The following is a 24,037-nucleotide window of genomic DNA, read 5'->3' as shown; positions in this document are numbered from 1 at the left end:
ATCGTTCAAAACTAAAGTCTTTTTGGTTTGTGGAAGAAGAAGTCAAAGAATACACCGGTACCTGCTTTCAACACCTAAGCAAAAATAAGATTTTGTTTTAATGATGAGTAATACTGCGAAGTTTATCTTATAGGACTCTAGTAAATTTTAGTAATTTTGAAAAAAAATATAATGATTGAACCATTTGACGATGCATATTTTATGCGAAAGGCATTGCAGGAGGCCGAACTGGCCTACGCTAAAGACGAAATTCCTATTGGTGCTATAATCGTGGTTCAGGATCAAATTATTGCCAGGGCTCATAATTTAACCGAATTGCTGAATGATGTGACAGCACATGCCGAAATGCAAGCTATTACTGCAGCAGCAAATTTTCTTGGTGGGAAGTATTTAAATGAGTGTACCTTGTATGTGACCATAGAGCCATGTCAAATGTGTGCCGGTGCTTTATTCTGGAGTCAAATAAATAAAATAGTGTATGGGGCAAGGGATGAACAGCGAGGTTGCATTACTATGGGAACTACATTGCACCCTAAAACTAAGATGAGTGGGGGAGTGCTTGAAGAAGAATGTAGCACGCTGCTAAAACGCTTTTTTGTAGAAAAGAGGAATCTCAATTAATAGACGAATGTAGTTGTTGCTGTTCTTGTGCAACGTTGTGCAAGATGATCGGTCTTTAGTTTGTAAAGATCGATGCATGAAAAAAATTACTTTTGTGGTATTATGCTTTTTCACGCTTGTGGGAAAAGCTCAGGAAATAGAGAAAATTTCTGGTGTAATTTCTGATGAATCAGGCAATGTAGAAGGAGTTCATATATATAATAAGACACAAAATACTGGAACAATTACTAATGCAAAAGGTGAATTTATCATGCAGGTGTTTTCAAAAGATACCTTAATTTTTTCTTCAATTCAACATTCTGCTAAATCCTACGTAGTTCATAAACAGGATATTATTTCAAAGCTAATAAAAGTTAATTTAGAAACCGCTTTGAATGAATTGGATCCTGTCATGCTCTCTACACATTCGCTTACGGGCAATTTGTCCAAGGATTTACAAAGTATCACCACCTACGAAAATGTTTTACCGTTATGGAGCGCTGCTGATCTTGAGCGAATGGGAGTTTCCGGTTTTAATGACAAGCAATCCAATGTCAAAAATAATGCTTTAGCGAGTGCCCCCGGGGGAGCATCGATTGATTTTTTAAAGCTTTTTGAGCATGTCACAACTGCTTTTGAGAAGAAAAAAACATATATATCAACAGCAGAAGTTACTGATTTTTATTCGATTGAATTTATAAGAGATCATATTAACATTCCGCAAAGTGAAGTATATAATTTCATCGATTTTTTAGCAGAACAAAAAGATATCGATTCTATTATCGCGATGTCTGATAAATTAAAAGTACTCTCTTATATTATGGATCAGGCCGAAGCGTATAAGAAACACTACGGAATTATAGAAAATTAAAAAAGCACTGCGTACGCAGTGCTTTTTAGAAACTTAGTAACGTATATCTTAATCATGAATTACGCGTACCTGAGCAGCAATAATTCCTTTTCTTCCTTCTTCTTCCTGATACTCTACTTTGTCACCTTCGTTTAATGCTTCGCCGTTTAATCCTGATGCATGTACAAAGATGTCTCTTCCTGTTTCGTCGTTGGTTATGAATCCGTAACCTTTGGATTCATTAAAAAATTTAACTGTTCCTTCCATGGTGTAATATAAAATGTTTTATGAGACCTAAAGTTACTTTTTAATCTGATAAAAAATGTTATTATAATGTAAAAATTTCTGAAGGAAATTGAATTCTATTTTTTTTTATCGTCGTTGAAGTCTCTCATCTTCTGTATATTATCATTCGTCAACATGTAGTCCTTTACTTTTCTGTCTTTCCATCGATGATAGATAAATACTGGCATGAGAACAAATGATCCCAGTAAAATTGCAATGCCAATTAAGGTGTCTCCCTTGGGATGATTACCTGAATTTTTGAAGTAGTATCCAATAGCAATAAGGACTACAAAAATTATGAAAAGAAGTCTGATTATATGTTTCATTCTTTGATATGTATATTCAAAAAGAAGACATTTGACAAGTGGACAGACTAAATTTTAGCCATACAGATGGATCAAAAAGGTTCTTTTATGCAAAACTAATCAACTTTCTTCGATAGGCGGTCAATAATTTTGATTTTGAGATAAAACCAATGTATTTTCCTTCTTTAATCACTGGAAGATTCCATGCTCCTGAATCCTGAAACTTGCGCATCGTTGTTTTAGCATTATCAGTTTCAATAATGATGGTAGTCGAGATTTTTGCCATAAGTGTTGCTACGGTTACTTTGTGGTATAATGTTATATCAAACATAATATCCCGAATGTCATCCAAGCGCACGATGCCTACTAATTTTTGATCATGATTGACTACGGGAAATACATTACGATTTGACTTTGCAACGGCTTCACTCAGCAATTGTTTTAAAGTGTAAGTTTCTTCAACAGTAACAAAATTTGTTTCCAAACAATCTTCAAGATTTAATAGAGTAAGCACATTTTGATCTTTATTGTGAGTTAAAAGTTGTCCTTGTTCAGCTAACTCTCTGGTATAAATGTTGTGTTCTATTCGGTTTTTAGAAATAATAAAAGAGATTGCTGTTGTAATCATTAGTGGTACAAACAATTCATAGGATGACGTAATCTCTGCAATAAGGAAGATCGATGTTAAAGGCGCATGTAGTACACCCGCAATAAGACCTGCCATCCCTAATAATGTGAAATTAGCTTCAGAAACGTGAAGACCTAGACCGAGGTTATTAATAATTTTAGCGATTACATTCCCCAAGGCGCTTCCCATCACCATCGTAGGAATGAAAATACCACCGCAACCACCGGCAGCAAAGGTCGTAGTCATGGCTATTGCTTTAAAGATGGTTATCCCGATCAATAATGCGATAACTACCCATGCATTATTGGTTAAGTGATCAAAAGGCGTCTGCCCCAGTGCTGCAAAATGATTTCCGTGTAGTAAGCTATTTATAAAACCGAGACCTTCCCCATATAATGGAGGGATAAAATAAAGCATCACGCCAATCGCGAGCCCACCAATGATGAGCTTATGAATTTTTTTGGTGAATCTGTCAAAGAATTTCAGAATCCAAAAGTACATTTTAGTAAAATAGATAGAAGCGAATGCGGTACCTATGCCCAAAGCAATATAAAAAGGAATATCAAAAATTTGAAATCGTTCAAGCACTTCAAAACGGAATAAAACTTCATCACCTAAGAAAAAGTATGACGTTATGATAGATGAAACAGAGGCCAATAATAGAGGGAGGAGTGAAGTGAGCGTAAGGTCCAAACTAAATACTTCTACGGCAAAAACTAATCCGGCCAACGGAGATTTAAACACGGCAGAAATAGCCCCCGCAGCCGCACATCCAATTAGTAATGTTCTTGTTTTTGTCTTTACGTGAAACAAAGAACTGAGATTAGAGCTTAGCGCAGCTCCCGAACCAATTGCTGGCCCTAAGAGTCCCACGGAACCTCCAAAACCCACCGTAATCGGAGCCAAAATAAGAGGTAGATAGGCTTGAGCAGTATTAATGATGCCTTTTGTTTTGGATAAGGAATAAAGAACAAGGGGTATTGCCGATTTGAGATCCTCTTTTACAATGTATTTTAAAATGAGATATACAATAGAGAGTCCAACGATGGGGGTTATAAAATAAAAGGAAGTCTGCCATTGTATTAAATCCTGCTCGAGCAACGCCTGAATCAAATGTGTAGCATTCTTTAAAAATAAGGAAACCAAACCAGCAAGAAAACCAATGAGTATACTTAGGATTAAAATGAAGTTTTTGGTCGATATATGTCGATATCGCCATTTCAAAAACTTATATAGTATCGTTTTCTTTTGGGTGCGTTGCATAAATAGTAACGAGGTTAAGAAAACGAAAGATACTAAAAAATCCCGCTTAGCGCGGGATTTAATTATTATAGATCAAGTTCAATGTGTAATTCTTTGAGCTGTTCTGTGTTTAGTTTTGAGGGGGCGTCGATCATTACATCACGACCACTATTGTTTTTAGGGAAAGCAATAAAATCTCGTATAGTTTCCTGTCCTCCGAGGATGGCGACCAAACGATCTAAGCCAAAGGCTATTCCACCATGCGGCGGTGCCCCATATTGAAAAGCATCCAGTAAGAAGCCAAATTGCGCTTTAGCTTCATCAGGAGTAAATCCTAAGTGATCAAACATTAGCGCTTGTGTTTCCTTATCATGAATACGGATAGAACCTCCTCCAATTTCGTTTCCATTTAATACAAGATCGTATGCATTGGCACGTACTTTACCAGGATCAGTATCCAATAATTTCATATCCTCTGGTTTTGGGGAAGTAAAAGGGTGATGCATTGCGTGATAACGCTCTGTGTCTTCATCCCATTCTAACAGAGGGAAGTCAACAACCCAAAGTGGAGCAAATTCCTCAGGATTTCTGAGTCCCAAACGTTCCGCCATTTCCATACGTAGCGCACTCAGTTGCGCACGTACTTTATTTTTTGGACCGGATAAAACACAAATCAGATCTCCCGGTTTAGCTTGAGTAGCTTCAGCCCATGTAGTTAAATCTCCCGCATCGTAAAATTTATCAACTGATGATTTAAAAGAGCCATCATCGTTACACTTAACGTATACCATGCCTAAAGCTCCTACTTGCGGACGCTTTACCCAATCAATCAACTTATCAATTTCTTTACGAGTGTATGAGGCACCACCCGGAACAGCAATTCCAACAACTAATTCAGCTTCATTAAAAACTTTAAAATCTTTGTGTTGAGCAACCGCGTTGAGCTCGCCAAACTTCATGTCAAAACGAATGTCAGGCTTGTCGTTTCCATATGTTTTCATAGCTTCTTCATAGGACATACGAGGAAAACTTTCAATGTCAATACCTTTTATGGAATGTAGTAAGTGACGTGTTAATCCCTCAAAAGTATTGAGAATATCTTCTTGCTCGACAAAAGCCATTTCACAATCAATTTGTGTAAATTCAGGCTGTCTGTCTGCTCGTAGGTCTTCATCTCTAAAACACTTTACAATCTGGAAGTATTTATCCATACCGCCCACCATAAGCAACTGCTTGAAGGTTTGTGGTGATTGAGGAAGCGCATAAAATTGTCCTTCGTTCATCCGTGAAGGCACCACAAAATCACGAGCCCCTTCTGGAGTAGATTTTATCAGATAAGGGGTTTCAATTTCTATAAATTCCTGCTCAGACAGATAACTGCGGACCTGCATGGCAACTTTATGTCTAAAAATAAGATTTTCTTGTACCGGTTTACGACGAATATCAAGGTAACGATACTTCATACGTATATCTTCTCCGCCATCCGTTTGATTCTCGATAGTAAAAGGTGGGGTCAGCGCTTCGTTTAGAATAGTTAATTTTTGAACCACAACTTCTATTGCACCGGTGGCAATATTGTCATTTTTGGATTCTCTTTCGATGACAGTACCTTGTATTTGAATTACAAATTCTCGACCCAAGGATTGTGCGGTCTCTAACAATTCTTTAGGAGAACGCTCTGCGTCAAAGATAAGTTGGGTAATCCCATATCGATCCCGTAAATCAACCCAGACCATAAAGCCTTTATCTCTGATTTTTTGTACCCAACCCGAAAGCGTAACGTCTTTATTAATGTGTGTGGCTCGTAATTCACCGCAAGAATGACTTCTATACATAATATACTATTCTATTAAGGCAGCAAAAATAAGAAGATTTAAGAGAATTACTTTGACGAATTGAATATTTAGTTGACTTAACTATAGTAGTAATTTGGAATATCAATATGACAATAAAATTATCAAAATTACGGTTTTAACGTATCAATACTGCTATTTGTATAACAAATACATAGTTTATTATGTATTTTTATAAAATTATTTTAATAGATTTATCGCGATATTTAAACAAATCATTATGAAAAAACAAACACATCATAGCAAATGGATGTTGCTAATTTTATTGATGCTGCCAGTAGTATTCATGGCTCAGGAGACGATAACAGGTAGAGTCGTTATCCAAGAAAGTGGCGTAGGAGCCGCTTTTATGAATGTTATTGAAGATGGCACCAAAAATGGTACTGCCACCGATATTGATGGCTATTTTACCTTAAGTGTAGAAAAACTACCGGTTAAATTGAAAATTTTTGCTCTAGGATTTTCTGAGGAATTAGTTGACGTAACAACTACAGGACCTATTACCGTACAAGTTGAAGAATCCTCTGAGTCGTTAGAAGAAGTGGTAGTTACAGGATTGGCCTCTTCTATTAAACGTAGTAATCTAGCAAATGCCGTTTCTACTGTTACTGCAGAAGAATTGGTTGGTAATACGGGTCAAACCACGGTAGATGGAGCGCTTTATGGAAAAGTAACTGGAGTAAATATTACATCAAGTTCTGGTGCTCCAGGTGGAGGTTTTGCGCTTCGTTTAAGAGGAGTCTCTTCTATAAATGGAAATAACCAGCCATTAGTAATTGTTGATGGAGTATACGTTAACAACGTTGAAATTCCATCCGGACTGAGGTTCGCGTCGGGAGGAAATGCAGGAAATGAAGAGAATTCTTCTAACCGTTTGGCGGATTTGGATCCAAATGATATTGAAAATATAGAAGTTTTGAAAGGTTCGTCGGCTGCTGCGATATATGGTCAAAGAGGTAATGCCGGGGTGGTAATTATCACCACAAAACGTGGTAAAGGTGGACGTACAAAAATAAGTTTTAGTCAAGACACAGGTATTAATGTAATTCAAAACAAATTGGGACTTAGACCATGGACTGCTCAATCAGTAGAAAACACATTTAATGCCGCGGAACGAGCGAAGTATGAAGCAACGATTGCTGCTAATGGTGAATTGTATGATTATGAAGAAGAGATTTATGGTAATACTGGATTTATTACTGATACTAGATTGAGCGCAACCGGAGGAGACGAAAAAACAAAGTTCTATGTTGGAGGATCTTATCGAGACGAGGAAGGAATTATAAAGAACACCGGTTTTGATCGTTTATCATTGCGAGCTAATATTGATCATCGTATATCTGATGTTTTTGATTTTACATCTACAACAAATTATGTACGCAGTAATTCAAGTAGAAGCTTTACAGGTAATGAAAATGAAGGAGGATTAAGTTATGGCTATACTTTAGCATTTACGAGACCTTGGGTTAATCTATATCCAGATGCTAACGGAGCGTATCCAAATAATCCAAATTATTCGGGTAATCCACTATTTGTTAGAGATAAAGCTAAGAATGAAGATTCTAATAATCGTATCATACAAGGATTTAAATTAAACACTAAATTATATACTGGAGATAAAAATCGAGTTCGTTTTGTTGTAAATGGTGGAGTAGACTACTTGGCAAACGAAACGTATGTTTATGTTCCTGAAACGCATCAAGCTAGAATTGATGGACAGGCCGGATTCATTGCCCAAGGTAAAAATAATTTCACACAGTTCAATTCACAAGCTATTGGAGTTTGGGATCACACAGGCTTAGAAGGAGACTTAAATTTAACAACACAGCTAGGTGTCACTTATTTGAAACAAGAAGGTAACTTGGTTAATGGAAGAGGATATGACTTGGCAGCAGGCCAAACAAATGTTGATCAATCTGTGAATCAAGAAATTGATCAGTTTAAGTCAAGTGAAGAAGATTTTGGATACTTTTCTCAAATTGAAGCTAATTACAAGGATCGCTTCATTGCAACAGTTGGATATCGTTTGGATAAGTCATCACGTAATGGAGATCCTAATAAATTGTATGGTTTTCCAAAAGCCTCTTTAGCTGTAAATTTCAATAATTTTGATTTCTGGACTTTAGAAGCGGTGAATCAATTTAAATTTAGAACTGCCTATGGAGAGACTGGAAATCCAGCGGCCTTTGGTGCTACGTTTACTAGCTTGGCTACTGCTAATATTGGGGGTAGTCTAGGGGTTTCAGTTGCTGGCTTGAAAGGTGATCCTGATGTAGAACCAGAGACAGCTTCGGAATTTGAAATCGGACTGGATATTGGATTATTCAATCGAATAAGTTTGGAAGCAACATATTATTACAAGAATGTTAGAGATTTAATTTTATCACGATCATTACCTGCTTCGTCCGGATTCACGAGAGAGACTACCAATTTAGCAGATTTAGAAAATAAAGGTGTTGAATTAGCATTAAGAGGGGATATCCTTACTGGTGAAAATTTCTCTTGGAACACAGGTGTTCAATTTTACCTTAACCGATCAGAGGTTACACGTCTAGATGTTCCCGCTTTCGCTCAACCCGGTGCTGGATTTGGAACAGGTTTAGGAACATTTTACATTGAAGAAGGTAAGCCGGTTACTCAACTTGTAGGAAGTGTTGATGGAGAGCTAACTCAAGTTGGTAATGTCGAACCAGATTTTCAAATGGCTTTCAATAATTCACTTACTTTATTTAAGCAATGGGACGTTTCTTTTCTTTTACAGTGGAAAGAAGGTGGAGAAAACCTCAACCTATCACGTTTTTTAACCGATTTAGGGCAAACCACACCAGATTTGGAAACTCCAGAGGGTCAGGCGAGATTGGATTCTCCTGCTAACGCTGTTCGTTTTGTTGAGCCTGCTGGCTATGTTAGATTAAGAGAAGCTTCTATATATTATAGAATTCCAAGAAAAAATATAAGTTCAATTTTTGGTGATGTAATAAGTGATGTGAAGTTGGGAGTTTCAGGGAGAAACCTATTTACAATTACGGATTATAGTAGTTATGATCCTGAGGTTTCTGTTAATGGAGGCGCTGGATTGTCCAGTGGAATTGAAGTAGCACCTTTTCCTAGTTCTAAGCAATATTACTTCCATTTAAATGTTAATTTTTAAGATGATTATGATGAAAAATAATATAAAACTAATTTCAAAGTATATGATGGCAGGGAGTGTAGTGCTTACCTCTTTATTATCATGTTCTATAGATGAAATAGCTGATCCAAACGGACCAAGTGTTGATGTTGTTTCAAATGCCGCAACTAAGACTCAATTAGATGAACTCGCGGTTGGGCTCGAATCTTCAATTAGAAACGGATTAGGTGTTGAAGTTACTGCCAGTGGAATAATGGCAAGAGAACTTTACTTATTTGATGCTGATCCTAGAAATACTGGAGATTTACTTGGTAAAAATGGGATACAATTAGATAACAATTCTTTCTACAGTACTGCACAATGGAACGGAAACTATCGGGCGATTAAAAATGCGAATGTTTTAATAGAGGCCATAAGTAATACTGATGCGGTTGATGTAACAGAAAAAAATGGATATCTGGGATTTGCAAAGACCATGATATCTTATGAGCTAATTCAAATACTAAAATCGTATCATCAAGCACGAGTGGATGTTTCGGATCCGGATAACCTAGGACCATTATTAGAAATCAGCGCAGGTTTTGATTATGTAATCCAGTTGTTGAACGAAGCTAATACAGATTTGAATGCTGCTGGAACAGAGTTCGTTTTTCCTTTGAGTACTGGTTTTAGTGGTTTTGATACTCCGTCGACTTTTTTGGAGTTTAATAGAGCATTAGTTGCAGTTGCATCTGTTTACAACGGGAATGGCCAAGATGCATTGGATGCATTGGATGATTCCTTTTTTAATTTAAGCGGAGCACTTGAAACCGGGCCTAAGCATGTTTTTGGTTTAGGTGGTAATGATCAGGCTAATCCGGTGTTTCGAGCTCCTTCAGAATCAGCTGCAGAACCAAACAATGGGGATCAAATAATTGTACACGATAGCTGGATTAATGATGCTGAAGCTGGAGATACTAGAGTTGCCAATAAAACTGCAGTACGACCAGACCCTAGTATTCAAGATGATTTGTCTGGGGCTTATGAAACTCGTTTATACGCTTCTAGTACTTCACCAGTTGATCTTGTTAGAAATGAAGAGCTTATTTTAGTATATGCGGAAGCAAATATTTTAACCACCAATTTTGTTGAAGCTGCTAATGCATTGAGTGTTATTAGAAACTCAGCTGGATTATCCGATTATACGGGAGCTTTGACTCAGTCTGCATTAACGGATGAGTTACTAAGACAAAGACGCTACTCTTTATGGTCCGAAAACCATAGAATGTTTGATATGTGGCGTTATGGGCGATCTCAAACACTCCCAAAAGATAGATCTGGAGATGTTATTTATAGTTCATTTCCTATTCCATTATCTGAAAATTTATAGCTAAGAAGCTAAATGATCAAAACAAAAAAAACGCCGCATTACGCGGCGTTTTTTATACTTTAAATTAAAGTGATACTAAGTTGTAGTAGCTACTTCACTTACCACCTCTCTCTTGCTAAAACGTACTTTGATTCGGTGTACGATAAAGAACAGCGCCGGTACAATGATCAGCGTTAAGAAAGTCGCTATAATCAAACCATAAATAACCGTCCATGCCAATGGTCCCCAGAAAATAACATTATCTCCACCAATGTATATTTTAGGATCAAACTCACTAAAGAGTGAAAAGAAGTCTACGTTAAATCCAATAGCTAACGGGATAAGACCTAAAACCGTAGTGATAGCGGTTAGTAATACAGGACGTAATCTTGCTTTCCCTCCGCGTACAATCATATTCATTACGATCTCATTTGATAGTAACTGGTCATCTTCTATGTCTAAAGCAACTTTTTTACGATCTATTAGTAATTGTGTATAGTCGAGAAGCACCACACCGTTATTTACTACAATTCCTGCAAGGGATATAATCCCCATCATGGTCATCATAATGACGAATGATGTACCTGTTATTAAAATACCACCAAAAACGCCTATAAAACTTAAAAAGATTGCGATCATAATGATTGTCGGCTTTGAAATTGAACTAAACTGAAAGATCAAAATCAACATGATTAATCCCAACCCTGAGAAAAATGCTCCCATTAAGAAGGACATTTGTTTGTTTTGTTCTTCGATCTGTCCTGTAAAATCTATTTTAACCCCTCTTGGCAATTCCGAAAATGATGCCATTTCATTTTGGATCTGTGAAACAATTGCGCCTGCATCAGTGAAACCTGGTTGAAGACCCGAATAGACGGTTACAACACGTTTTGTATCATTGTGCTTAATCGCGCTAAATGATGAGGTATTGCGTTGAGAAGCTACTGCAGATACAGGAATCTCTTTTAATTTTCCTGTTGCTGGATCTCTGAAGGTGATGTTCTGATTAAAAAGTGAGCTGGTATTATATCTATTCTCTTCATTAAATCGAACGTAGATATCATAATCCTCTCCATCTTTTTTATAAACACCTGCCTTTTCACCAAAAATAGAACGGCGTAACTGATTACCAACCTGTCCTGCAGAGACACCCAGTTCTCCTGCCTTTTCTCTGTCGACCACTACTTGCATGGCTGGCTTACCCTTGTTTACATCGATTTTAAGTTCTTCGATACCAGGGATGTTTTTTTCATTGATAAAATTGCGCATACGTTCGGCAATGGTGATCAATTCATCATAGTCCGGACCTTCAATTTCAATATTGATGGGGTAACCGGCCGGTGGCCCTACGGGATCTTTTTCTACAGAGATGGCTACTCCGGGATAGATACCTGTTAATGCTTTCTGCACTTTCTGTCGTAAAATTTCAGAATCTTTTCCATTTCTGAACTTATATTCACGCATAGTAGCGGTTATCTTCGCTTTATGAGGCATTTCTGCATTACTACCACCGTCAGTTTGTGGATTTCCTGCTCCTTCACCAACTTGTGATACCGCCGATTCTACTAAGAAATTAAATCCTTCTTCATTTATATATTCTTTATCATTTAGAATTCCATAAACACGTTGTTCAATTTCTTTAGTGATTTTATTTGTCTTTTCGATATCGGTTCCTTGTGGGTATTCTATATAAACCACAATTTGATTTGGTTTATTATCAGGAAAAAACTCAATTTTGGTTCGTTGGCTTCCGACAGACGCTCCAAATAACATAAATACGACAATTAAAAGTGCAAAAGTTCCTCCGACAAAAGCATACGCTCGTTTTCCGCGTAGCGCGAAAATTAAAAAACGCTGATATTGATTTTCCAACCACACCAATGTCCTTCTCTGAAAATAATTAGCTCCTTTCTTAAGAAAATATTTATAAATCCAAAACATTAGAGCGGTTACGATCATCAAGCTTCCTAAACCTCGTACTTCACCCCCAAAAATTAAAATTAATGTTCCAAATCCTCCTAAGATAACACTCAAACGAATTAATTGCTTTCTCTTCAGTACTTTTTCTCCAACTTCCATGAATTGTGATACCAGCATGGAATTAATAAAGATGGCCACGAATAAGGAGGATCCTAGTACAACTGACAGTGTGATTGGGAAATAGATCATAAATTGTCCCATAACACCAGGCCACATTCCTAAAGGAACAAACGCAGCTACTGTGGTCGCAGTTGAGATGATAATTGGAAAGGCAATCTCACCTATACCTTTCTTGGCAGCTTCAATTCTGGATAAGCCTTCTTCTTCCATCAGACGATATACGTTTTCTACCACCACAATACCATTGTCTACCAACATACCGAGTCCCATGATTAATGCAAATAAAATCATCGTATTCATCGTATATCCTAGGGCAGATAAAATCATAAACGACATAAACATCGACATCGGGATCGCAAATCCTACGAAAAGCGCATTTCTGAAACCGAGAAAGAACATAAGTACACCGACCACCAGAATGATACCAAAGATGATATTATTAACCAGATCATTTACCTGATTTATGGTCTTTGCAGATTGATCGTTAGCAACGCTAATTTCTAAATCTTTCGGAAACACATTCTCTTTAGCATCTTTTAAAATCACATCGATTTTTTCAACAGCTTCGACCATGTTTTTACCTGAACGTTTCTTTACGTCCAACATAACCACACTTTCTCCAAACTCTCTGGCATAAGTAGTTTTGTCTTCGTCTTTAAACTTAATTTCAGCAATGTCTCTTAAATAAACAGCTCCATTTTGAGATTTAACTACAAAATCGTTAAGCTGCGATGGGTTGGTGATTTCACCCAAAATACGGATGGTTCTTCGTTGACCACTACTGATCATATTCCCGGCAGACATAGTCATATTACCACCGCGTATGGTGTTGATCACATCGTCAAAACTCACTTTGGCCCCCATCATCTTGTAGATGTCTACGGCTACTTCAACTTCTCGCTCCTGAGCTCCACGAATATCTGCCTTTTTAATTTCTGGTAAATCTTCTATTTCATCTTCCAGGTATTCGGCATATTCTTTTAATTTATCAACCGGGTAATCGCCTTTGATGTTAATATTCATGATCGGCGTTTCTTCAGAAATACTCAGATCAAAAACATTAGGTTCTACCTTGGCCCCATTAAATGTCGGCCAATCTTCATTTGCTTTTTCTGAATCGACTTCGTCTTTTATTTTCTGCTTCGCTTCGGGAACCGATAATTCCTCATCAAATTCGACTGTGATAATTGCATAATCTTCCTGCGAAGTTGATAGAATCTCCACGACATTACTTACGTTTTTGATTTGATCCTCTAAAGGATCGACAATAAGTCGTTCAATATCCTCAGCGGTGTTTCCCGGGTAAGGAACGCTGATATAAATCTTAGTTTCATTAATTTCAGGAAAATTTTCTCTTGGCATAGAGAAATATGCTGACAATCCAAGCACTAAGAATATGGCAATCATCACATAGATGGTTGTTTTATTGTCAATAGCCCAGGATGATAGTCCAAATTCCTTGTCTACGTTTTTTTTAGTTTTCTCCATTGAGCTTAGTTTAAAATTTTCACTTTTTGACCATCTTTAACACTTCGTGCACCTTCTTTGATAATATGATCATTGGCACTTACCCCTTCAGTGATTTCGATTAAATCTCCTTGTGTTCTTCCGGTTTTGACAATTGTTCTTTTAGCAACCGCTACACTATCACTATCTTTTTCATTAGTTATATAGATGTACTGTTCTCCTTCCGCATTTTCGGATAAGATACTTTGCGGAATCAAAATTGCGCTGTCATTGGTATAATCGTTTATTTTAACTTTAGCAGTTAGATTCGGTTTGACCATCTTGTTTTTATTCGGAATAGCTACTTCAACCATAAAGGATCGGTTATTAGGGTTAATATAATTACCCACCTGACGCACTTTTGTGTCGATCGTTTTACCTAATACAGGGAAATCCACCAAGACTTCTTTGCCTTCAGTAATTTGAGATAAATAGCTCTCAGGTACTTCGACTTCGATATACATATCATCTAAGTTGACGATACGGATCACTTCAGTTTGTCCCGGGGCAACAACACTCCCTTGTTCTGTTATTACATCATCAATTATTCCTGAAAAAGGTGCGTTAATCGTAGTTTTAGCTAATTGTCGCTTGATTTGTGCTACAGCATTTTGTTGCGCTTCGTAAGTGGTTTTGGCTTGTAGGTATTGAATTTCTGATCCAATCTTTTGTTCCCATAATCTTTTCTGACGATCAAAAGTAGTTTTAGCAAGTTCTGTCTGAACTTCTACCTGCGAAAGCTGCTGACTCAGTCCGCCGTCATCAATTTTTGCCAGAAGCTGACCTTTATTCACACGTTGACCGTCTTCTACGTAGACGCGCGTTAAAATTCCTGAAGTTTCCGGATACAACACCAAATTCTTCTTTGTTTCTGTATTTCCTTGTAATTCTAGGTAATGCTTAAAGATTGTATCTGTCGCTTTTACAGTTGTGACTAATGGAAGCTTTTGCACAGTATCTTTTTTTGCAATCGCAGCGTCCAGTTGTTTTAACTCCTCATTAATGTTTTGTTGTAGCTGCACAACCTCGGCTCTTTTTGCTCTCATCTCGCTCAAATTTCCGTTTTCAATAGTCTCTTCGACGGTAACTTCTTTGCTATCGCCACAGGATATTAATAGTAGCGTAAATGCGGATATGGTATAAAGTATTTTCATGGTATGGCTTATTTTTCTGGTGTATTCAAAATGGTTTCTAATGTTGCTTTAGCGTTGATTATATCCAGCATAGATTGTAACGCTTCTTGTTGAGAGGTGTATAGTTGTAATTGAGCTTGTCGCAGATCAAAACTTGTTGACAGACCTTCGGTATATTTGATTTGATTTTTATTTTCTATGCGTTCTGCAAGCGCAAGATTTTGCTTACTGGTTTGATAGGTTTCTATGGCATACAAATACTCGCTCATGGCTCTATTATAATTTAGCTGAATGTTTTGTTGTGTTTCGATAAACTGCGTGTTTGCCTGATCCAGAGCAATACGTGCCTGCTGAGTTTTTGCACTTCTTTTGAGTGAACTGAAAATAGGAATTTTGATTCCGGCACCCAGGATGGATGATTGAAACCATCGGGTATCACTATCAAAAAAAACAAAATCATTATCAAAAGCTGCAGTACCATAATTTACAAAGGCGCTGATTGAAGGTAGTGCACGGCTTTTTTCTAACTTTAACTCCAACCCTCTTTGTTGGGTGAGATTGTAGCCAATTTTATAATCAATCGTGTTTTCCGGTACAAAAGGTTGTTCTGCAATTGCAAGATCCATATCATTTAAGGCTAGCTGCTCCAAATTATCTGTCAGAACGGTATTGCTGGTAACATCAACACCGAGTGAAAGGTTGAACATCTGTAAAGCAATATCTGCCAGTCGTTTGGTGTTGCTTAGTTGGTTGCTAATCTGTAAAAATGTAATTTGTAACTGTTCAACATTCTCCTCTTCGGTCAAACCATTCTCAAAAATTTTCTTGGTTTCGTTGAGGTTTGTTTCTAGGGTTTCTTTATTGTTTTCCAAAATACGAACGCTCTCGTTTGCAAGTAATACAGCGCCGTAAGCGTTTATGATACTTTTGCGAACTTCTAGTTGCGTTTTTTCTTCCAGATTATCGGTGTATTCTAAAAAAGTTTTCGCTGCTTGTAATCCAACCAAATACGAACCGTCAAAAATTAGTTGAGATAGCGTAGCGGTGAGATTCATTTGCTGCTTGGTGCCAAAAACCACCGGAACAAAGGTTCCTGCTTCGCCTCCAGCGACTTCGCCTGGAATTAATGTTACAGGTTGTTTCAATTGGTTTTGATAGTCAACAGAACCATCAATCTGTGGTAAACCTTGTGCGGTTGTTTCCCATTTTTGCTTGATTGCTCTGGCGACATCTCTACGCGCGTTGATCGCCTTGTAGTTGTTCTCTAAGGCAAAATCTATAGCTTCCTCTAATGTAAAGGAATAGACAGCGCTGGTGGGTTGAGGTTCTTGTGCGACTGTTGGTAATGCTACCAAGAGAAGCAGATATAGGATGACATTATAGTTTTTCATTTGTTTTACTTGTTATTTTCTGGTTGTCAAAAGAATTACCAAAACAAATTCCGGTTGCTGTTTGAGAATTGGAAATGTGATGAATTCGTAAAATTATTTTTGTATTAGATTGTTTAAAATGTTAAGTCCCATATCGGTGGCGATCCCTCGAATATGATATTCTAAATAGTCTTCCATAAGATTCGGCATAGGAAATTGCTGTGCAGGAAACATATTTTGATCCTTGATGCCGCTCATACCAATAAAGTATAATCTCGAGATGATTTCTACGTCAATAGTATCTCTAAAAACACCTTTTTGCATACCACGTTTCAGGTTTTCGATCACACACTCTTGCATCACTTCGAATTGTTTCAACTTCAAAGCATTATATATCTTTGGGTAATATTTATTTAATTGATACTGTGGGGAAGCTTGCTCGTTTTTGAGATGTTTCATAACAAAGGCTTTAATCTCGTATAGCTCTTCGATAGGTTCATTTTTCTCATGCAAAATACCGTCAATACCATCACAAATGCAGCAAAATAAATGTTCGGTTGTTGCTTCAACTAATTTTGTTTTATTCTCAAAATGGGCATAAATGGTCTTTTTTGATATACCCATTTCGGAAGCGAGATCATCCATCGTAACACTTTTGAATCCGAGTGTTAAAAACATTTCATTCGCTTTTTCAATAATTTTCTCCTTCATATAGGGGGGTAATTTGGCGCAAAAATAGTTCAGGAAACTTTAAAAACATTAAAAGTTTCCTAAGTTTTACAATAATTTAACATTTACTTAAGTTTTGAACTTGCTTTTGGAAGAATATGGATCATATGAAAAGTTTGGTTTACTTTAGCATAAAAAAAAGCTACAGTGCAAACAATTTCAGAATATCAGCAGTATTTTTCAGAGTATTTAGAGCGTCAATACATTTCAAAAGAGCCCAAAAATCTATACGAACCCATTTCCTATATCCTGAAATTAGGGGGGAAGCGTCTTCGTCCTGTTCTCGTGCTAATGAGTTCCGAAATTTTTGGAACATCTTACACTAAGGCGTTGGATGCGGCACTTGCGGTTGAGGTGTTTCATAATTTCTCATTAATCCACGATGACATTATGGACGATGCTCCATTGCGAAGAGGAGAGGAAACTGTGCATGAAAAATGGGATCTTAATACCGGGATACTTTCTGGTGATGCCATGCTTATTCGTGCGTATCAATTATTTGAAAATTATGACAGCCAAATATTTAAGGAATTGGCACAGCTTTTTAGTATCACCGCAATACAGGTTTGTGAGGGGCAACAGTATGATATTGATTTTGAGACTCGCGAGGATGTCACGATTGCAGAGTATATAAAGATGATCGAATTTAAGACGGCTGTGCTGGTTGGTGCTGCTTTAAAAATGGGTGCTATTGTTGCAGGAGTAGGTGATAAAGAAAAAGCACTAATTTACGATTTTGGCAGATTGTTAGGGTTGGCTTTTCAGCTACAGGACGATTATTTGGATGCTTTTGGGGATCCGAAATCTTTTGGTAAACAAGTGGGTGGGGATATCATAGAGAACAAAAAAACCTTTCTTTTTCTCAAAGCTTTTGAACATGGCACACCTAAAGAAAAGAAAGAGCTCTTGGGCTTATTTTCTTTAAATCCGGAGAATCCAAGCCAGAAAATTGAATTAGTCAAATCGCTTTATGAGGATACCGGAGCAAGGGAACTGACCCGAAAAGAGATTGAGAAGTATACGGACAAAGCGTTTAGTGTTTTGAAGAAACTTGATATTACCGAGGATAGAAAAGTTTTGCTGAGGTCTTTTGGAGAAAATCTAATGAATCGCAGTGTCTAAACTATCAGACATAGAAGATTTAATAGTACAAGATTGTTTCCTGGAAGCGTTTACTGACATTCGCCTACAGCTTCAAAAAGATGTGTATCGCTAAGGTATCTCCTATACTTTCACTAAAAAAGATTCTCATAGTTTTATTATCGAATTGAAGATGATGCTACGCGGACTGTTGAATGATTCTTTTTCGGATTTTGTTAATTTGCTTTATGCCGTTGATGTATCTGAAAATAAAATACGATTCGACACTGTGAAAAAAAGCGAAGAAATTATTGAAATAGCGATCGGTTTACTCATAAAAAGAGAATGGGATAAGGTGAGATTTAGAAATGATATGGATACTCGTGATTAATTTAGGAGAAGAATGTCAAAATGTTAGAAAAGGCAATGTCGGACGTAAGGTTCAACTATTTTGTTGAATGACAGCTTACACTGTTAAAATCTTAAAAATTTACATAGAAATATAAATCTTTTAATGTGCAGTAAATTGTAATTGTTGTATTTTTGTGGCGTTTTGTCACTAAAAAAGACAACTGAATACTTACTTATGGATAACTATTCATTTTTAAATGCGGCTCATACCGCATTTTTTGCAGATTTATACGATAAATACCTACAACATCCCGATAGTGTAGAGCCTAGTTGGCGAGCATTTTTTCAAGGTTTTGACTTTGGAATGGAGAGCGCTCAGGAAGCTGGTGAAACAGTGTATGTGGAGCAAGCGTCACAGGGTAAAGTTGAAGTGCCACAAAATGTTCAAAAAGAGTTCATGGTGGTACGTCTTATCGACGGATATCGAACACGAGGGCACTTGTTTACTAAAACAAATCCGGTACGCGAACGTCGTAAATATGCACCTACATTAGCTATCGAGAATTTTGGCTTGACCCAAGCCGATATGGATGTAGTTTTTAATGCAGGTGAGATTGTTGGGATCGGACCAAGTTCTCTGCGTGATATTGTACTGCATCTGGAAAAGATTTATTGTGATTCTATCGGAATCGAGTATATGTATATTCGTAATCCTGAAGAACGAGAATGGATTCAGAGTAGAATCAATTTCAACACGAACAGAACTAAATTTTCAGCTGACGAGAAAAAATATATCCTTAAAAAACTGAATCAAGCCGTTTCTTTCGAAAGCTTTTTGCATACAAAATATGTTGGGCAAAAAAGATTTTCTCTAGAGGGAGGTGAAGCTTTAATACCTGCATTGGATGCGTTGATAGAAAAGGCAGCCGAGATGGGAGTTCAGGAATTTGTAATGGGTATGGCACACCGTGGTCGTTTGAGCACGCTAACCAATATTTTTGGAAAGAGTCCAAAAGACATTTTCAGTGAATTTGACGGGAAAGATTATGAAGAAGCTGTTTTTGATGGCGATGTAAAGTATCACTTAGGATGGACTGCAAAGCGTAAAACCGAGTCCGGTAAAGCAATAAATATGAATATTGCTCCGAACCCATCGCATTTGGAAACAGTCGGAGCTGTGGTAGAAGGGATTACCCGAGCAAAACAAGATCGTCACTATAAGGAGAATACATCATGTGTGCTGCCTATCATAGTGCACGGAGATGCCGCAATAGCCGGTCAGGGATTAGTTTATGAGATCGTGCAGATGGCACAACTCGAGGGTTATAAAACAGGAGGAACAATCCATATTGTGGTAAATAACCAAATCGGATTTACAACAAACTATCTGGACGCACGTTCGTCTACCTACTGTACAGATATTGGTAAAGTGACACTATCTCCTGTAATGCATGTAAATGCAGATGATGCAGAAGCTGTGGTGCATGCTATGAATTTTGCTTTGGAATTTAGAATGACCTTTAAGCGGGATGTCTTTATTGATATGTTAGGCTATCGTAAGTATGGCCATAATGAAGGGGATGAGCCTAGATTTACACAACCAAAACTTTATAAGGCCATAGCGAAACATAAAAATCCAAGAGATATTTATGCGCAAAAGTTAATAGCTGAGGGGATAATAGATAAAGACTATGTTTCTGCCCTTGAAAAGGAATATAAGGAATCTCTGGAAGAGGAATTAGAAGATTCTCGTAAGCAAGAAAAAACGGTGATCACTCCTTTTATGCAAGATGAGTGGGCCGGTTTTGATCGTGTTCAGGAAGATGTAATGATGAAAGGTGTGGATACTACTTATTCTCGTGAATCCCTGGACAAAATTGCTCAGGTGATTACTAAGCTTCCTTCTGATAAAAAGTTTCTACGTAAGATAGAACGTCTTATTGATCAACGTGCCAAAATGTACTTTGAAGATGATAGTCTGGATTGGGCTATGGGAGAATTATTAGCGTATGGTTCTTTATTAGAAGAAGGGTACGATGTTCGTATGAGTGGGCAAGATGTAGAGCGAGGCACCTTTTCTCATCGTCATGCGGTGGTTAAAGTTGAAGATAGCGAAGAGGAAATTTTATTACTTAATAGATTAAAAGAGGAGCAGGGCGAATTTTATATTTATAATTCGTTGCTTTCAGAGTATGGTGTTGTTGGTTTTGACTACGGGTATGCGATGGCAAATCCGGATACATTGACAATTTGGGAGGCCCAATTTGGGGATTTTAGTAACGGTGCACAAATCATGTTGGATCAGTACATTTCATCTGCCGAGGATAAATGGAAGCTTCAAAACGGATTAGTCATGTTATTACCTCACGGATACGAAGGTCAGGGAGCAGAACATTCATCTGCGCGTATGGAGCGATATCTACAACTGTGTGCAAAGGATAATATGTATGTTGCTGATGTAACTACACCGGCCAACCTGTTTCATATGCTTCGCCGTCAAATGAAAGCTAAATACCGTAAACCATTAATTGTGTTTACACCAAAAAGTTTGTTGCGTCATCCTAAGGTAGTATCTACCGTGGATGAATTTGTTAACGGAAGTTTTCAAACTATAATTGATGATGTGGAGGCTACTCCTAAGAAAGTCAAGTCTCTCGTCTTTTGTACTGGTAAGTTTTACTATGACCTTTTAGAAGTCAAAGAAAAAGAAAACAGGGAGGATGTTGCTTTGGTACGTATCGAACAATTATTTCCGCTACCTACAGAACAAATGGAGGCTCTGATCAAAAAATACAATGCAGATGAGGTGGTTTGGGCACAAGAAGAGCCACGTAATATGGGCGCTTTGAGTCACATACTTATGCATTTTGAAGCAGCAAAAAATTTCAGATTTGTAAGTAGACGACCGTATGGAGCACCTGCTGCGGGTAGTGCAACACGATTTAGAAGAAGACATCAAGAAGTGATTGACTTTGTATTTGATGCAACAAAGAATAATCAAAGAAGATAAGTATATTTATAATAAGAATTAAAACTCATGTGGTTCGCTTTTTATCAACATTAATAAGGAGAACACAACTGATAAATTTAGAATTATGGCTTTAGAAATGAAAGTTCCTTCTCCGGGAGAATCCATTACAGAAGTAGAAATAGCACAATGGCTTGTTGAAGATGGTGATTATGTGACCAAGGATCAAGCAATAGCAGAGGTAGATAGTGATAAAGCAACATTGGAATTGCCGGCTGAGGCAAGCGGTATTATTACGCTTAAAGCTGAAGAAGGTGATGCTGTTGCCGTGGGTCAAGTTGTTTGTTTGATCGATACGGATGCAGAAGCTCCAGAAGGTAATGCAGACAATGAAGGTGATGAAGGAGGAAAGGGCAATGCGGCTATGGATATTGATAAACAACGTGATCAATCCAATAGCAAAGCTGATAGTGCAAAAGCAGAAGCCAAAACACAAACCCCATCTAAACCAACAACTCCAGCACAAAAGCAGGATTCTTATGCAACAGGAACTGCTTCTCCAGCGGCTAAGAAAGTGATTGCAGAAAAGGGATTAGACGCTTCACAAATACAAGGTACAGGTCGTGACGGACGTATCACAAAAGCAGATGCGGTTGAGGCGAAACCTTCTATGGGTACACCGGGATCCGGAGCAAGAAGTGAAAGCAAGAAAAAATTATCTATGTTACGTCGTAAAGTAGCACAGCGTTTGGTTTCAGTTAAAAATGAAACGGCAATGCTAACTACGTTCAATGAGGTTGATATGCAACCGATATTTGATCTGCGTAATCAATATAAAGAAGAGTTTAAGTCAAGACATGGTGTCGGATTAGGATTTATGTCTTTTTTCACACTGGCTTGTGTTAAAGCATTAAAAATGTATCCTGCGGTTAATTCTATGATTGATGGAGATCATATGATTTCTTATGACTTTCAAGATATAAGTATAGCAGTGTCGGGTCCTAAAGGATTGATGGTTCCGGTAATTCGCAATGCAGAGCACTTGAGTTTTAGAGGGGTTGAGTCCGAAGTTAAGCGTTTAGCAGTTCGCGCGCGTGACGGTCAAATTACTGTTGATGAGATGACGGGTGGTACGTTTACCATTACTAATGGAGGAGTTTTTGGTAGTATGTTATCTACACCTATTATTAACCCGCCACAAAGTGCTATTTTAGGAATGCATAACATTGTTGAACGTCCAATAGTTAGGGATGGTCAAATCGTGGTTGCGCCAATAATGTATGTTGCCTTATCCTATGATCACCGAATTATCGATGGTAAAGAATCAGTAGGATTCTTAGTGGCAGTAAAAGAGGCTTTAGAAAATCCTCAGGAGTTGTTGATGGATAATGATATCAAAAGAGCATTAGAGTTGTAGTAAGATTTATTATACCAATATATAAAGGTTCAAAGTATATATGCTTTGAACCTTTTTCTTTTAATACATGTGAGTTACGCTGTTTTGTGTTCGAAGTGTTGAGATGATACCGTTGATGTAGTTTTTTGTCCTAATCTTTTAGGGTCTATACTGTTCAGGCCTATTGTCTATTGATTTCACTATAAAGTGAGTTTCCTAAAAAGCAATGGAAAATGATATACAGTTCGAATTTATTTTGTTTTAAATTTAATTTTAGTATTATTGTGATACTAAAATGATATCATTATGAAATACGAAAAAAATTTAAAGCCTGTTAATGGGTACCTTATGTTCATTGCCTTAGTAGCGGTAGTAGTGATTACTATTGTTGGACTATATAATACCGGGAATATGTTATTTTTGACGCTGATACTAATTGGGTTTTTACTATTTAAAGGTTTTTTTACCGTCAATCCAAATAGTTCATGCGTAATGGTTTTATTTGGAGCTTACAAAGGAACAGTACGGGAAAATGGTTTCTTTTGGGCTAATCCCTTTTATACGAAACAAAAAATCTCACTACGCGCAAGAAATTTTGACAGTGTACGACTAAAGGTGAATGATAATATTGGGAATCCAATTTTGATTAATGTAATTTTAGTATGGAAAGTAAAAGATACCTATAAGGCAGCATTTGACGTAGATCAATATGAAGAGTTTGTTCGAGTTCAAACGGATGCTGCGGTAAGAAAGTTGGCAGGATCCTATCCATACGATAACTTTGACGATGAAGAGGCAGATTTAACACTGCGATCGGGATTGGATGAAGTGAACGAGGCATTGGAGAATGAAATTACAGAGCGATTATCTATGGCGGGAATAGAAGTTATGGAAGCTAGGATTGGATATTTAGCTTATGCGCCTGAAATAGCAAGTGCTATGTTAAAAAGACAACAGGCAGTCGCAATTGTAGCAGCACGTAAAAAAATTGTAGAAGGAGCGGTAAGAATGGTAGAAGATGCATTAACTCAATTGTCGGATGATAAGATCATTGATTTTGATGATGATAAAAAAGCATCGATGATAAGCAATCTGATGGTTGTTTTATGCGGAGATAAAGAAGTTATACCTGTGATAAATGCAGGTACGTTGAATTCATAATA

At 37.4% G+C, this 24,037-nt stretch carries 17 protein-coding genes; 9 read left to right on the top strand and 8 right to left on the bottom strand.

The window, feature by feature from the left end; all coding sequences use genetic code 11:
- Positions 1-171 precede the first annotated feature (171 nt).
- Complete coding sequence (locus tag ACJRPK_RS00750) at positions 172-621, top strand: nucleoside deaminase (RefSeq protein WP_407137974.1); 450 nt, start codon at positions 172-174, stop codon at positions 619-621.
- Between the two features lie 76 nt (positions 622-697).
- Entirely contained in the window at positions 698-1,471 is a 774-nt protein-coding gene (locus ACJRPK_RS00745) for a carboxypeptidase-like regulatory domain-containing protein (protein WP_407137973.1), read from the top strand.
- A gap of 48 nt (positions 1,472-1,519) precedes the next feature.
- On the opposite strand, the gene ACJRPK_RS00740 is transcribed toward ACJRPK_RS00745, so the two are convergent.
- From ACJRPK_RS00740 to aspS, 4 genes are all read right to left on the bottom strand, one after another.
- Positions 1,520-1,717: a cold-shock protein gene (locus ACJRPK_RS00740; RefSeq protein ID WP_148781715.1), complete on the bottom strand. Its 198-nt coding sequence runs from the start codon at positions 1,715-1,717 to the stop codon at positions 1,520-1,522.
- A 95-nt stretch (positions 1,718-1,812) separates the two neighbouring features.
- Positions 1,813-2,061: a hypothetical protein gene (locus ACJRPK_RS00735; RefSeq protein WP_407137972.1), complete on the bottom strand. Its 249-nt coding sequence runs from the start codon at positions 2,059-2,061 to the stop codon at positions 1,813-1,815.
- A gap of 85 nt (positions 2,062-2,146) precedes the next feature.
- Positions 2,147-3,931: a chloride channel protein gene (locus tag ACJRPK_RS00730; protein ID WP_407137971.1), complete on the bottom strand. Its 1,785-nt coding sequence runs from the start codon at positions 3,929-3,931 to the stop codon at positions 2,147-2,149.
- 65 nt (positions 3,932-3,996) lie between these two features.
- Positions 3,997-5,745 carry an aspartate--tRNA ligase gene (aspS, locus tag ACJRPK_RS00725; RefSeq protein ID WP_407137970.1) on the bottom strand — a complete coding sequence of 583 codons (1,749 nt, stop codon included), beginning with the start codon at positions 5,743-5,745 and terminating at the stop codon, positions 3,997-3,999.
- Positions 5,746-5,983: 238 nt separating this feature from the next.
- Here aspS and ACJRPK_RS00720 point away from each other — a divergent pair, with 238 nt between their 5' ends.
- Both ACJRPK_RS00720 and ACJRPK_RS00715 read left to right on the top strand, forming a co-directional pair.
- Positions 5,984-8,914, top strand: coding sequence for a SusC/RagA family TonB-linked outer membrane protein (locus tag ACJRPK_RS00720; RefSeq protein ID WP_407137969.1), 2,931 nt, complete (start codon positions 5,984-5,986; stop codon positions 8,912-8,914).
- 10 nt (positions 8,915-8,924) lie between these two features.
- Positions 8,925-10,262: a RagB/SusD family nutrient uptake outer membrane protein gene (locus ACJRPK_RS00715; protein ID WP_407137968.1), complete on the top strand. Its 1,338-nt coding sequence runs from the start codon at positions 8,925-8,927 to the stop codon at positions 10,260-10,262.
- Between the two features lie 75 nt (positions 10,263-10,337).
- On the opposite strand, the gene ACJRPK_RS00710 is transcribed toward ACJRPK_RS00715, so the two are convergent.
- From ACJRPK_RS00710 to ACJRPK_RS00695, 4 genes are all read right to left on the bottom strand, one after another.
- Positions 10,338-13,829 carry an efflux RND transporter permease subunit gene (locus ACJRPK_RS00710; RefSeq protein ID WP_407137967.1) on the bottom strand — a complete coding sequence of 1,164 codons (3,492 nt, stop codon included), beginning with the start codon at positions 13,827-13,829 and terminating at the stop codon, positions 10,338-10,340.
- A 5-nt stretch (positions 13,830-13,834) separates the two neighbouring features.
- Complete coding sequence (locus ACJRPK_RS00705; RefSeq protein WP_407137966.1) at positions 13,835-15,001, bottom strand: efflux RND transporter periplasmic adaptor subunit; 1,167 nt, start codon at positions 14,999-15,001, stop codon at positions 13,835-13,837.
- An 8-nt stretch (positions 15,002-15,009) separates the two neighbouring features.
- The gene (locus ACJRPK_RS00700) at positions 15,010-16,371 is read right to left on the bottom strand and encodes a TolC family protein (RefSeq protein ID WP_407137965.1); all 1,362 of its coding nucleotides are present in this window, start codon (positions 16,369-16,371) and stop codon (positions 15,010-15,012) included.
- Between the two features lie 93 nt (positions 16,372-16,464).
- Complete coding sequence (locus ACJRPK_RS00695; protein WP_407137964.1) at positions 16,465-17,061, bottom strand: TetR/AcrR family transcriptional regulator; 597 nt, start codon at positions 17,059-17,061, stop codon at positions 16,465-16,467.
- Positions 17,062-17,226: 165 nt separating this feature from the next.
- On the opposite strand from ACJRPK_RS00695, the gene ACJRPK_RS00690 reads away from it, so the two are divergent.
- The 5 genes from ACJRPK_RS00690 to ACJRPK_RS00670 all read left to right on the top strand — a co-directional run bounded on the left by ACJRPK_RS00690 (position 17,227) and on the right by ACJRPK_RS00670 (position 24,035).
- The gene (locus ACJRPK_RS00690; RefSeq protein WP_407137963.1) at positions 17,227-18,201 is read left to right on the top strand and encodes a polyprenyl synthetase family protein; all 975 of its coding nucleotides are present in this window, start codon (positions 17,227-17,229) and stop codon (positions 18,199-18,201) included.
- Positions 18,202-18,352: 151 nt separating this feature from the next.
- Entirely contained in the window at positions 18,353-18,550 is a 198-nt protein-coding gene (locus ACJRPK_RS00685; RefSeq protein WP_407137962.1) for a hypothetical protein, read from the top strand.
- A gap of 195 nt (positions 18,551-18,745) precedes the next feature.
- Entirely contained in the window at positions 18,746-21,520 is a 2,775-nt protein-coding gene (locus tag ACJRPK_RS00680) for a 2-oxoglutarate dehydrogenase E1 component (RefSeq protein WP_407137961.1), read from the top strand.
- Between the two features lie 85 nt (positions 21,521-21,605).
- Positions 21,606-22,895: a 2-oxoglutarate dehydrogenase complex dihydrolipoyllysine-residue succinyltransferase gene (odhB, locus tag ACJRPK_RS00675; protein WP_407137960.1), complete on the top strand. Its 1,290-nt coding sequence runs from the start codon at positions 21,606-21,608 to the stop codon at positions 22,893-22,895.
- A 285-nt stretch (positions 22,896-23,180) separates the two neighbouring features.
- Positions 23,181-24,035 carry an SPFH domain-containing protein gene (locus tag ACJRPK_RS00670; RefSeq protein WP_407137959.1) on the top strand — a complete coding sequence of 285 codons (855 nt, stop codon included), beginning with the start codon at positions 23,181-23,183 and terminating at the stop codon, positions 24,033-24,035.
- The last annotated feature ends 2 nt before the right edge of the window (positions 24,036-24,037 follow it).

Source organism: Aquimarina sp. 2-A2, from assembly GCF_045505135.1.
GTDB lineage: Bacteria > Bacteroidota > Bacteroidia > Flavobacteriales > Flavobacteriaceae > Aquimarina > Aquimarina intermedia.
This window is presented reverse-complemented; position numbering and strand designations above follow the sequence as displayed.